A 12,430-nucleotide genomic window follows, 5' to 3' on the forward strand; every position below is an offset into this window, starting at 1 on the left:
AAAACATAAATTAGATGCAGCATACGCCGCGAACATATAAAATAAAAATTATTAAATTTTAAAAAGATCATAAATAAAATTTATGATTTTAAGTTGGACCATTATGAACTTAGTGCAGTTAAAAATGCTTGATGCCATTGTTCGCACTCAAAGCTTGTCGCAAGCTGCTTTAGCACTGTATAAATCGCAACCAGCTTTAACGTTAGCTATTAAGAAACTTGAAGCTGAGCTTGGTTTTGAATTGTTAGATCGTAGCCATTATCGATTGCAATTAACTGAAAAGGGTCGTATTTATCATCGCGAAGCAGCATTATTATTAGATGCTCAGGCACATTTAGCACAACTGGCCAGTGAACTTGCACTTGGTAATGAAGCAAATTACAAAATTTGTTATGAGCAGTTATGTCACCAAGCACTGTATAACGATATTATTTGCAATGCTTTTGTTAAACATACCAGCACCGAGTTTAGTGTAACCAGCGGAAAGCGCTTTGTTTCTCTTGAGCAAGTTAATAAAGGACAAGCAGACTTAGGGATTGGTCCGTGGTTTGATTTGTTTCATGCTACAGGCGATTTAGAAAGTTTACCGATTGGCAAGCTCGATATTGGTATTGTTAGTGTGACAGGATTAGTGCCAGATAAAGTAACTTATCAACAATTACAGAACTTTCCTTGTTTAGCGATGTTTGAAAGTGATATGAGTTTTGACTCTGATCGTTTATCGTATTCAAAAGGCTCTACCATGATGAAAATTGATGATATATCAACTTTAAAATCGTTTTTATTATCGGGAGCTGGCTGGGCAATGATGAGTTTAGCGCATTGTCAAAATGAACTTGAAAGTGGTGTATTACAACAAATTAAAATACTAGACAGAGAAAATACGTTTAGCGCACAGATCAGAGTATTCCGACAAAATGCCACTCATCATGGACCCGTGGCAAGAGCCGTGTGGCAAGATTTTAAGCAGTTAAGTAAAACGTTTTTAGGGTCGTAAATGCAAGCCAGTAAAGAAGACAAAATTTATACTGTGATGGCGAATATACCGCCAGGAAAAGTAGCCAGTTATGGACAAGTAGCGGCAATGGCAGGATTGCTAAATAATGCTCGGCTAGTAGGGCGGTTATTAAAGTTAATGCCAAAAGATTCAAGCATACCTTGGCATAGAGTGATCAACAGCCAAGGTAAAATTTCTTTTCCTGAAGGGACAGCGCAGTACCAAAAGCAATATCAATTACTGCAAAGTGAAGGCGTAATTTTTAAAAATGGTCGTGTTAATATGCGTCAATTTCAGTGGGACTAATTAAAAAATTTAACCGACCGTAATAATATAGCGGCTGATTGCAATATAGTGACAAACACAGCCTGCAATCACAAATACATGCCAAAGTGCGTGGCTATATTGACGACTTTTAGCACTATAAAAGAGTGTGCCGAGACTATACAAAATCCCTCCACTGAGTAACCACCATAGTGCGTTTACTGGCACATTTAAATAAAGCGGGTAGACAATTGCAACTGCAAACCAACCCATTAATAAATATGTTGATAAAGACACCTTTTTGTTTTGTTTTTTCACCATTAATTTATAGCACACTCCGCCAAGTGCTAAAGACCATATAAATACCAGCGTTAAAATCGACCAAATTCCGGTTAATGAGAGTACTAAAAAAGGGGTGTAAGTGCCTGCAATCAAAATATAAATAGCACAGTGGTCACATTTTTTATAAAAAGCCCGCGCACCTATGCTGCTACTACTGTGATAAAGCGTAGATGATAAAAACAGCAACAATAAACTACCGCCATAAACAATTGCACTGACCGTTGCTTCAATCGTGTGTGTCTTGCTGATCAGCTCCCACAATACAAACAATGAAAATATAACGCCTGCGCCGTGAGACAGGCTATTAAGTTGCTCTTCTTTTTTAGAATAAGCGGGTTCAACCGACATGACATACTCATCATAAAACATTAATTTGGATTTGAGTGTACAAGTGTACGCTGAAACTTTCAATGCTTATTTATTGACTATATTTTGGTTTTTTTAACCAATTTGAATGGTTTTAAAATTCACATCATCAAAAGGTTATGCACTTGTGTGATTTAAAGTGAATAAAAAACAATTAGTTAGAATTTATTTCGTGGTTGGCACAACCTTTGATTAAGTAATAGCGACTAACTTAATAACACAATAGGGAATACCATCATGAAAAGCATTATTAAACTATCTGTTGCAGCACTTTTGGTTGTTGGTTCTACACAAGCAAGTGCAAATGACGGTCAATTAGATATTACTCAAACGCTATCAAACAGCATTGCACAATACATTGAAAGTACGAGTAATGAATTACAAAGCAAATTAAAACAGTCATTGTTTAGTGATTCGCAAAAAATGTTAACCGAACTGTTTTCTCAGCAAAGCGAGCAATCAGCTGAAGTAGGTGTAGCTGAAAATACATCACAACTCGTTGCAACTAGCAATGCAGTAAAAGTTGAGGGTTAAAGTAATGAGCAGCGAATTAGGATTATTAGCTTTAATGTTAGCACCCGTTGTAAGCTTGTTAAGTGCGTATGCATCAGTTGAATTGTTACGTAATGTAGGGCAGTGGCTAAACATAGGCTAAGGGGATACCGATAAGTAATAATCAGTAACATTGATCTTGTTTGCTGCAGTGCACGTAACGTAATGCATAGTTAAACTGATGTAGTGAGCCTTATGAAACGTGCAATCTTTCCATTACCTGTATTTATTTTACCAAGTGGGTATACGCGGTTAAGAATTTTCGAACCTCGTTATCTTGATATGGTAAAAGAATCACTTAAAAATGATCATGGATTTGTTCTTTGCCAGTATGATGTTGATAGTCATCTCAACGTTCCTAAGTATGGATGCTTAGTGGATATTATTGACTTTTCACAAGATCAACAAGGGCAATTACTGATTGATGTGGTGGCCAAATCTGTGGTTGAGTTAACTGATGTAACTGAAGATAAGCAGCAGCTACGTTTCGGTCAGCTATCAGCACCTACAATGCCTTTTTGGTTTGAACAACCCCATAATTTAGATCGCGATGATACATATTTAGTAACTGCTTTAGAGCAGTTGTTTGATGTTAATACAGAATTAACCGATTTATATCGCCAGACACACTTTGATGATTTGAACTGGGTTATTGCTAGATGGCTTGAATTATTACCTATTTCAATTGATAAAAAACAACAGCTTGCCTTTAAATCAGACTTTGCGAATATTCACTCTTTCCTTCATACTGTAATTAATAACGAATTTTCCTAATTAATATGATCTTAATTTAGTTGCCCTGCGTATTGAATAAGCAAGAACACTAATGGGAATATTATGATGGTGAGTCAACAACTTTCAACACGTTGTGAACCTAACACAGGTAATTACACTGCCATGCCACAAACGCCAAGCAAAGAACTTGCTGATGCATTATCTGCGGTTGCAGCTAATCGCGATAAACAAGCATTCGCTTATTTATTTGCGTACTTTTCACCAAAAATAAAACGCTTTGGTATCAAGCAATTTAACTCAGAAGCACAAGCGATGGAATTAGTACAAGACACGCTAACTTCCGTGTGGCGAAAAGCACATCTCTATAATAATGATAAAGGCGCTGCTACAACGTGGGTATATACCGTAATGCGAAACGCATCATTTGATATGCTCAGAAAAATGAAAAGTAATAAAGAAGATAATATTAGCGAAGATATTTGGCCGTTAGTTGAGCAACATGATAATGCTGACTATGAATTTAGTGATCATCTTGAAAATCAACAAATAAAAAATTACCTAGATAAATTACCTCAAGCTCAACGCGATGTGGTTAAAGGCGTTTATTTTCAAGATATGTCACAAGAGCAACTTGCAGAACAATTGAACATTCCAATTGGTACCGTGAAGTCACGTTTACGTTTAGCGTTACAAAAATTACGCAATGAAATGGGAGACCGCAATGATTAAACATCACCCAAGCGATGCGCTATTAGCGCAGTATTGTAATGCGTCATTACCGGCAAGTATAAACGTCGCCGTCGCTATTCATCTTGATATGTGTAGTTGCTGTAAAGAAAAAGTGCAACGCATTGAAGCAAACAATGCCGTAGATGTGTTTGGCACTGATGATGAGCATCCTCAAACTACAGATTTAGCTATTGATGAATTATCATTAATTGATGCAATTACAGCAGATGTAACTGCTGATGAGGTATACAAGGTCGCGCCTCAAACTATCCTTGTTAATCAGCAAAATTATCAATTGCCCCGTGCTCTTGCCCGTATTTCACATAGCAAATTTATGCAAATGGGGAAATTATCACGTTCTCGTATCGATCTAGATGATGGTGCGTTACGTTCTAGCTTATTGCACATTGATGCTGGTGGAGAAATCCCTGAACATACTCACACTGGTTTCGAATTGACTTTATTACTTGATGGCGAGTTTAGTGATGAAGAGGGTCAATATGTGCCTGGCGACTTTATGTGGCTCGACGGTCGTCATCAACATACCCCGATCACAGAAAAAGGTTGTTTATGTTACACAGTAGTCAGTAGTGCTCTACACTTTAAGAAGGGACTGAGTAAGTTACTCAATCCAATTGGCAATTTGATTTACTAGGAGTGTATATGCAGCAATCGACTATTCAAATAGGCATAAGTGCATGCCTTGCAGGTGAGAAAGTTCGGTTTGATAGTGGCCATAAAAAATCAAATTTTTGCATGGATGAATTCGCAAAACATGTTGAATATAAACGCTTTTGTCCCGAAGTGGCGGTAGGTCTACCGATCCCAAGACCGACAATTAGACAAGTTAAAGTAGGCACAACTATTAAAGTGTGCCGTCCTGACGGCAGTGGTGATGTTGGCCCACAATTGACAGAATATGGTAAAAAAGTTGCCATAGAGCAGGCTGCACAATTAAGCGGCTTTGTTTTTTGTGCTAAAAGTCCAAGCTGCGGCATGGAACGGATCAAAATATATAATGAAGCAGGCACAGGTAATACATCTGAAGGCGTGGGTTTTTTTGCTGCGCAAATTATGGCTCACAACCCATTGTTACCGTGTGAAGAAAATGGTCGTTTAAATGATATGCACTTGCGTGAAAACTTTGTGATGCGAGTGTTTACTTATAAAAACTGGCAATTGTTGCGTCAACAACCAGCAACCCTGCATAGGTTAACGCAGTTTCATGCGCAATATAAGTATTTGTTAATGGCTCACAATTATCAGGCATATAAAGATCTTGGTAATTTACTGGGCACCTATGTTGGCGATGATTTTGAGCAGCTTGCTGACGATTATATTGCAGGTTTAATGGGAGCGCTGAAAAGACCTGCATCACGCAAAAATAACAGCAATACTTTAATGCACTTACAAGGCTACTTTAAAAAACATTTATCCAAAATTGAAAAAGAAGAGCTACGAGATGCAATTGATGAATATCGCTCAGGTTTAGTGCCGCTGTATGTACCGCTGACACTCTTAAAACATCATTTGAAAGTACATCCAAACGAATACTTAGCAAAGCAAGTTTACTTCAACCCTTATCCTCACGAACTAAAATTACGCTACGGAATTTAATGAACACTGTATTTTGGTTTAGGCGCGATTTGCGCCTTTTTAATAATCATGCCCTTTATCAAGCAATCGACAATGGTTGTAAAGACGCTATATTTTTTATCACTGAGCAACAATGGCAACGCCATGGTGTTGCTTCAATACAAATTGATTTGCTAAAACGAAGGTTAAACTTCTTAGGTCAGTTACTAGCTGATAATGGCATCACCTTGCATATCATTGAAGCGGGTAATTACGCAGGATGTGTGCAGCAGTTAAGCGAGTTCTGCCAGCGACATTCAGTAACGCAGTTATTTGCCAATAAAGAATATGAAATTAATGAAGTTGAGCGCGATAACGCATTTTTACATCATGCTGATAAACTTAAAGTATCAGTTACCTTGTTTGATGGTGACGTGGTTGCACCGCCTGGAACGGTACTGAATCAAAGTGGTGAGATGTTTAAGGTGTTCACCCCTTTTAAAAATGCCTGGCTAAAGCAATATCAAGATACTCATTTTTATTTTCAAGCCCCCGACAATGTTTAGCCCAATACCTTGGCAAGGTTCAGCGTTACTTACCGGTGACGATTCCTCACATAAGTGGCCAGTTGATGATGCGTCATTAAGTCAAATCTGTGCCCGCTTTATCAGCGATAAATTACTCAGCTATAAAGATCAGCGAGATATTCCAAGTATTAAAGGCACATCAGGCTTAAGTCCGTATTTAGCTTTAGGAATTGTCAGCGTTCAGCAATTAATTGCTCTTGTAGAGCAACAATATGTCGATGCTTTAAGTAGCTCTAAAAGCAATTTATTTACTTGGGTCAACGAGTTAGTGTGGCGTGAGTTTTATCGTCATTTAATTGTGGCTTATCCAAAACTTAATAAATATAACAACTTTAATGAGAAATATGACCCAGTAAAGTGGCGAACTGATGAGGCTGATTTTACTGCTTGGTGTGAAGGTAAAACAGGCTACCCGCTTGTTGATGCCGCTATGAGGCAGCTTATTCAAACTGGCTGGATGCATAATCGCTTACGAATGGTGGTTGCCAGTTTTCTTACCAAACACTTGTTAATTGATTGGCGTAAAGGTGAACGTTTCTTTATGCAGCATTTGATCGATGGCGATTTAGCGTCTAACAATGGTGGTTGGCAATGGGCTGCAAGTACCGGCTGCGATGCCCAGCCATACTTTAGAATATTCAACCCGATTACTCAAAGTGAGCGATTTGATCCTGATGGTCATTTTATTCGTAAGTATATACCGGAGTTGGAAAATGTGCCGAATAAGCAAATTCATTTTCCACATGAATATTTAGCGAAAAGCGGCAAAGCAAAAGCGGTTTATTGGCCAGCAATCGTTGATCATAAAACGGCTCGCTTACGAGCGCTTGATGCATTTAAGGTATGATATGAGCAACCACAGAACAGATAAATTTATCGCGATATACCAAAAGCTAAGTAAAGAAAATCTACATTTACTGAGTGATATTTATGCTGCAGATATTCACTTTTCTGATCCATTGCATGAAGTCGATGGTTTAGCTGACTTACATCAATATTTTGCTAAACTTTATAGTAATGTTATTGAATGCACGTTTGATATCAGTGACACTGTTAGTGTAGGCGATAATGCTTTTGTTTACTGGACTATGTATTATCGCCATCCAAAGCTTAGCAATGGCCAGCAAATAGCCGTAGCAGGCCATAGCAAGTTAACATTTACTGGTGACAAAATCAGCCTTCATAAAGACTACTTTGATGCTGGTGCATTACTTTATCGACATATCCCTATTCTCGGTTCAATTATTAAATACATAGATAATAAGGCAGCGGAATAATGATCACGCTTATAACAGGTGCAACATCAGGTATTGGTGAACAACTTGCGAAACTGTATGCGCAAGCCAGGGATACAGTGATCGCTTGTGGGCGTAACCAAGAAAAACTAAACGAACTTGCGCAACTAACGAATATTGAAAGTTGTCAGTTTGACGCTACTGATTTACAAGCAATACGAAGTAGCACTGTTGCTTATACGCAATTTGATCGCGTTATTCTTAATGCTGGCAATTGTGAGTATATCGATGATGCGCATAATTTTGACAGTGCATTGTTTACCCGCGTTGTTACTACTAATTTGCTTTCGATGGGTTATTGTCTTGAGGCTTTACTACCGAGGATAAAGTCCGGTGGTCAGTTGGTGATTGTCAGTTCAAGCGTAACTTATTTACCGTTACCGCGCTCTGAAGCATATGGCGCATCAAAAGCTGGGGTCAGTTACTTAGCAAAAAGTTTAGCCATTGATTTAGCTGATATTGACGTAACCTTAGTGCACCCAGGCTTTGTTAAAACACCGTTGACTCAAAAAAACGATTTTCCAATGCCAATGGCAGTTACTGCAGAAAAAGCGGCAAATTATATTATCAAAGGGGTCGCTAAGCGCCGCAAAGAGGTGCATTTTCCTTATCGTTTCACCCTTATTTTAAAATGTTTACGCATGTTGCCGCTGCCAATTTGGCTCATGCTTGCAAAAGGATTAAGTCGTTGAAAAAAATAGCAATTATAGGTTCTGGAATTGCAGGATTAAGCTGCGCGCATTTGTTGCACAAAAAGTATGATATTACGGTATTTGAAAAAAACAACTACATTGGTGGGCACACCGCAACGATAGATATACAGGTTGATGGTGTTAAGCATGCTATTGATACTGGCTTTATTGTTTTTAATGATCGCACTTACCCTTATTTTGAAAAGCTGTTAAAGCGCATCGGCGTTGAACGACAACCGACAGAAATGAGTTTTAGTGTGCATAATCAGCAAACTGGTTTTGAATACAATGGCCACACTTTTGCCAGTTTGTTTGCTCAAAAGCGCAATATATTTCGTCCGCGCTTTTGGAAGTTACTCAGTGATATTGTGCGTTTTAACACGTTGTGTAAAAAACTATATCATGACAACGACTACCAAAGTGAGCAGATGTTAGGTCAGTTGCTCGACCAACACGGTTTTAATGATTTTTTTCGTTACCATTATATTTTGCCAATGGGCGCGGCTATCTGGTCAACAAGTATTAAAGAAATGAGTAATGTAGGGGTTGAGTTTTTTGTAAAATTCTTTTTCAATCATGGCTTATTAGATATTACTAATCGTCCGCAGTGGTATGTTATTCCCGGTGGTTCAAGGGAATATATCAATCCATTGATCAGTGGTTTTAAAGATAAAATAAAATTGAACACGGATATACAGTCTATTTTTCGCACCCCAGAGCAGGTGTTGATCCGATTGAAAAATGGTACCGTTGAGCAATTTGATAAAGTTATTTTTGCTTGTCATTCTGATCAAGCTCTCGCTTTACTTGAAAACCCAAGCACTGATGAAAAAGCAATTTTATCAGCCATTCCCTACACTGAAAATTCAGTGATTTTGCATACTGATACTGCTTTGCTGCCAAAACGTAAAGCCGCATGGGCCAGTTGGAATTATCTACTTACCGATAATCTTGATAAAGCTGCTGTTGTGACTTATCAAATGAATATTTTGCAAGGCATAACAAGTAAAACGCAATTTTGTGTCACGCTTAATCACCGTGAGGGAATTGATAAAACTAAAATACTCCGAGAATTTACGTATCATCATCCAGTATTCAATAAAACGTCTATTGCTGCTCAGCAACAGAAACAGCTTATTGATGGAGCCAACAACAGTTATTTTTGTGGCGCTTATTGGTATAACGGATTTCACGAAGACGGCGTGAAAAGCGCTGTAGATGTTGCTCGCAAACTTGGGGTTGAATTTGAATAGTGCACTTTTAATCGGTGATGTTCGTCATCACCGATTAGCAATTAAAGCGCATAGCTTTAATTATCAGTTGTACATGATGTGGGTTGATCTTAATGCTCCTCAGCAACTTGATGGTGTTCACCCTTGGCTTGGAACAACAGGCTTTAAAGCACTTAAATTTAAACAATCAGATTATCTTAATCGTGATTTAGATACTCAACAACCAATCAAACAACGAGCAATTGATAAAATTGTCGAGCTGGGGATTACTGCTCCGTTTAGTAATGTTTATATGCTCGGACAGCTGCGCTGTTTTGGGGTGTATTTTAGCCCAGTTAACTTTTTCTTCTATGAAACGGCTGATGGCGATTTTCCCTATATGGTCGCTGAAGTGAGTAATACCCCCTGGAACGAGCGACACTATTACTTGGTTGATTTACACAAGAAAGTGAACTTTAAAAAGGCTTTCTCCGTATCACCATTTATGAATTTAGATATGGATTACCACTGGAAAGTGCGTTTAACAAAGCACAATACTATGATCCATATAGAAAATAAAAAAGATAATACGCTATTATTTACTGCCAGTTTGCGTTTACAACGCCAGTCACTCAGTCGTGCTGCGGTTACTGCGTTACTGAAACGTTTTCCTGCTATGACAATCACTGTGATGAAAGGAATTTACGTACAGGCGTTTAAACTATTTTGTAAGCGAGTGCCTTTTTTAGGTCACTCAGGCAAGAATTGATAAGCTAAAATAATGAAGGTCATGAGATGGAAAAAGTATCCAGTTTAGCTGATAACGCATCAAGTAGCTTGTTAAGTAAGCTGTATAAAAAGTTAGTCATTGGTGCGTTTGATAGCATTGAAGTCGGCGCGATTACCCTAGTTGATGGTAACGACGTTCAACACTTTGGTGATCCTCAAAGTCACTTGCAGGCTAAAGTAGTTGTTAATAATCCGGCAATGTATAAAGCATTTGCGCTCTCTGGCAGTGTCGGAGCTGGCGAAGCTTATATTTTAGGCCAGTGGGAATGTACTAACTTAACTCAGTTGATTGAAATTTTTGCCATTAATCAGGCTCAACTGGACCAATTTGAACGTAAGTTTGCGTTTATTAGTAATCTTTACAATCGAATAAACCACCGTAAAAACAAAAATTCTGAGCAAGGTTCAAAGAAAAACATTGTTGCTCATTACGATTTAGGCAATGAGTTGTATTCATCATTTTTAAGCACTGAAATGCTTTACTCAAGTGCTGTCTACCCATCAAAAGATGCTTCTCTTGAGCAAGCACAAAGCCATAAGCTTGATTTAATCTGCCAACAAGTAGATTTACAACCCGGTGAAACGGTTATTGAAATTGGCACAGGGTGGGGAGCGTTTGCCATTCATGCTGCAACACATTATGACTGCCACGTTACTACTACAACTATTTCTGATGAGCAACATGCGTTTGTGGCAGAAAAAATTACCCAGTTGGGGCTTGAAGATAAGATAACCTTATTGAAACAAGATTATCGTTTACTCGAAGGCAGTTACGATAAGCTCGTGTCAATAGAAATGATAGAAGCGGTTGGTCATGAATACCTACCCAGCTTTTTCAAAAAATGTAATGACTTACTCAAAGACAGTGGTGCAATGCTGATCCAAGCAATCACAATTGCTGATCAACGCTATCAACATTACCTGAAAAATTCTGATTTTATTCAGCAGTATATTTTCCCTGGTGGTTGTTTACCGTGTATTGATGAAATGAATAAGCAAATAAAAAATCAATCAGACATGGTGGTACACAGTATTAGCGATATCGGCGTTCATTATGCAAGAACCTTAGCTGATTGGCGCACACGGTTTATTGCAAGCTGGCCAGAAATCGACAAAGTTAAGTTCGACCAGCGTTTTTATCGATTGTGGTTATTTTACTTAGCTTACTGTGAAGGCGCATTTAGGGCGCGAGTAACCAGTACAGTGCATTTAGTTGCTCGTAAACCGCGTTTTAACCATTCAAGCGATGACATTGCGCTCAGTTATTAATTTTTTGCTGTTTCAAGGAGTGTGGTTTTTAGCATTATTCCTTGAGCAGCGCGCTATTATACCGATTTTATTAATCATCATACTAATGCTATGCCTGTCGCAGCAAAAGCAACAAGATATGCTGTTACTGTGCTATGGCTTAATGATCTCGTTAAGCTTTGAATATTTGATGGTTGAGGTTGGCTTTTTATCTTTTAGTATATCCCCTTTTCCATTGTGGTTTATATTACTTTGGTGTGCCCTACTCTTAACCATCAATACGTCAATGCAATTTTTGCATCGCACGCCTTGGTATTTAGCGATGTTGCTCTGTGCTGTTTTTGCCCCCGCAAGTTATATTGCTGGTGCACGCTTTGGGGCGTTAGAGGTTCATCCTGTAGTTTGGCAATTTTGGCTTATATATGGTTTTGCTTGGTCGCTTATGTTCAATTTTATCAGGATGATAAACACATATAGCAAAAAGTACCTGTTAGTTTCTGAACACAAATGAGCATACAGGTGTAACTATTTAACTTAGAAATTTGGAGTCCGGTAATGATAGCAAGATTAACTAAAGGGCTAATCATTTTAATTGTATTGATATGCAGCCGAAGCTTTGCAGCTGATTTTAAAGTGGTCGGTGAGGCTCGTTTTGAGTATCTATTTTGGGATGTCTATCAGGCGCAGTTAGCAACCCCATCTGGGACCTATCAGTTTGGTAATCACCCCACTAAACTGACATTGACCTATTTACGCGATTTTGCTGCAAAGGACATAATCAAAGCGACAAACGAACAATGGCAGCATTTGGGTAAAAAAGAGATTATTAGTAAATACGATGCACAGTTAGCTGCGCTTTGGCCAGATATCAAAAAAGGTGAATCGCTATCGTTCATTACGGATGAAAATGGTATTGGCACATTTTATTTTAATGGTAAAAAGTTAGGGGCTATAGAGCAAAATGGTTTTGCGGATAACTTCTTAGCTATTTGGCTTGACGCCGATACCTCTGAGCCACAAATGCGAAAACAACTAATAGGGCAATAAC

15 protein-coding genes and 1 pseudogene are annotated in these 12,430 nt (G+C 38.4%); 15 read left to right on the top strand and 1 reads right to left on the bottom strand.

What is annotated here, in order from left to right; all coding sequences use genetic code 11:
- Positions 1–103: 103 nt before the first annotated feature.
- Positions 104–997 (top strand): LysR family transcriptional regulator, encoded by an 894-nt coding sequence (locus tag P4S61_RS21230; protein WP_145235888.1) that lies wholly within the window; start codon positions 104–106, stop codon positions 995–997.
- A complete protein-coding gene (locus tag P4S61_RS21235; protein ID WP_145235885.1) occupies positions 998–1,303 on the top strand; it encodes an MGMT family protein in 306 nt (101 codons plus the stop codon).
- A 9-nt stretch (positions 1,304–1,312) separates the two neighbouring features.
- On the opposite strand, the gene trhA is transcribed toward P4S61_RS21235, so the two are convergent.
- Complete coding sequence (gene trhA / locus P4S61_RS21240) at positions 1,313–1,951, bottom strand: PAQR family membrane homeostasis protein TrhA (RefSeq protein WP_145235882.1); 639 nt, start codon at positions 1,949–1,951, stop codon at positions 1,313–1,315.
- Positions 1,952–2,206: 255 nt separating this feature from the next.
- Here trhA and P4S61_RS21245 point away from each other — a divergent pair, with 255 nt between their 5' ends.
- From P4S61_RS21245 to P4S61_RS21305, 13 genes and pseudogenes are all read left to right on the top strand, one after another.
- Entirely contained in the window at positions 2,207–2,503 is a 297-nt protein-coding gene (locus tag P4S61_RS21245; protein WP_182758265.1) for a hypothetical protein, read from the top strand.
- A gap of 213 nt (positions 2,504–2,716) precedes the next feature.
- Positions 2,717–3,295, top strand: coding sequence for an LON peptidase substrate-binding domain-containing protein (locus P4S61_RS21250; protein ID WP_145235874.1), 579 nt, complete (start codon positions 2,717–2,719; stop codon positions 3,293–3,295).
- Positions 3,296–3,361: 66 nt separating this feature from the next.
- Complete coding sequence (locus P4S61_RS21255; protein ID WP_145236307.1) at positions 3,362–3,985, top strand: sigma-70 family RNA polymerase sigma factor; 624 nt, start codon at positions 3,362–3,364, stop codon at positions 3,983–3,985.
- Positions 3,978–4,640, top strand: coding sequence for a ChrR family anti-sigma-E factor (locus tag P4S61_RS21260; protein WP_145235871.1), 663 nt, complete (start codon positions 3,978–3,980; stop codon positions 4,638–4,640). The genes P4S61_RS21255 and P4S61_RS21260 overlap by 8 nt, the downstream gene beginning before the upstream one ends.
- 8 nt (positions 4,641–4,648) lie before the next feature.
- Positions 4,649–5,602, top strand: a complete 954-nt coding sequence (locus P4S61_RS21265; protein ID WP_182758266.1) for a YbgA family protein — start codon at positions 4,649–4,651, stop codon at positions 5,600–5,602.
- Positions 5,602–6,994: pseudogene (phrB, locus tag P4S61_RS21270) on the top strand (deoxyribodipyrimidine photo-lyase). The gene P4S61_RS21265 and the pseudogene phrB overlap by 1 nt, the downstream one beginning before the upstream one ends.
- 1 nt (position 6,995) lies before the next feature.
- Positions 6,996–7,424 carry a nuclear transport factor 2 family protein gene (locus P4S61_RS21275; RefSeq protein ID WP_182734157.1) on the top strand — a complete coding sequence of 143 codons (429 nt, stop codon included), beginning with the start codon at positions 6,996–6,998 and terminating at the stop codon, positions 7,422–7,424.
- On the top strand, positions 7,424–8,134 hold the full coding sequence (locus tag P4S61_RS21280) for an SDR family NAD(P)-dependent oxidoreductase (protein WP_337119160.1): 711 nt from the start codon (positions 7,424–7,426) through the stop codon (positions 8,132–8,134). The genes P4S61_RS21275 and P4S61_RS21280 overlap by 1 nt, the downstream gene beginning before the upstream one ends.
- A complete protein-coding gene (locus P4S61_RS21285; protein WP_182734158.1) occupies positions 8,131–9,387 on the top strand; it encodes an NAD(P)/FAD-dependent oxidoreductase in 1,257 nt (418 codons plus the stop codon). Before P4S61_RS21280 ends, P4S61_RS21285 begins: the two co-directional genes overlap by 4 nt.
- Positions 9,380–10,114 (top strand): DUF1365 domain-containing protein, encoded by a 735-nt coding sequence (locus tag P4S61_RS21290; protein ID WP_145235849.1) that lies wholly within the window; start codon positions 9,380–9,382, stop codon positions 10,112–10,114. Before P4S61_RS21285 ends, P4S61_RS21290 begins: the two co-directional genes overlap by 8 nt.
- A gap of 26 nt (positions 10,115–10,140) precedes the next feature.
- Positions 10,141–11,403: an SAM-dependent methyltransferase gene (locus P4S61_RS21295; RefSeq protein ID WP_145235846.1), complete on the top strand. Its 1,263-nt coding sequence runs from the start codon at positions 10,141–10,143 to the stop codon at positions 11,401–11,403.
- The gene (locus tag P4S61_RS21300; protein WP_145235843.1) at positions 11,381–11,893 is read left to right on the top strand and encodes a DUF2878 domain-containing protein; all 513 of its coding nucleotides are present in this window, start codon (positions 11,381–11,383) and stop codon (positions 11,891–11,893) included. The genes P4S61_RS21295 and P4S61_RS21300 overlap by 23 nt, the downstream gene beginning before the upstream one ends.
- A gap of 44 nt (positions 11,894–11,937) precedes the next feature.
- Positions 11,938–12,429 carry a chalcone isomerase family protein gene (locus P4S61_RS21305; protein ID WP_145235840.1) on the top strand — a complete coding sequence of 164 codons (492 nt, stop codon included), beginning with the start codon at positions 11,938–11,940 and terminating at the stop codon, positions 12,427–12,429.
- The last annotated feature ends 1 nt before the right edge of the window (position 12,430 follow it).

Source organism: Pseudoalteromonas sp. B160, assembly GCF_037162485.1.
GTDB lineage: Bacteria > Pseudomonadota > Gammaproteobacteria > Enterobacterales > Alteromonadaceae > Pseudoalteromonas > Pseudoalteromonas rhizosphaerae.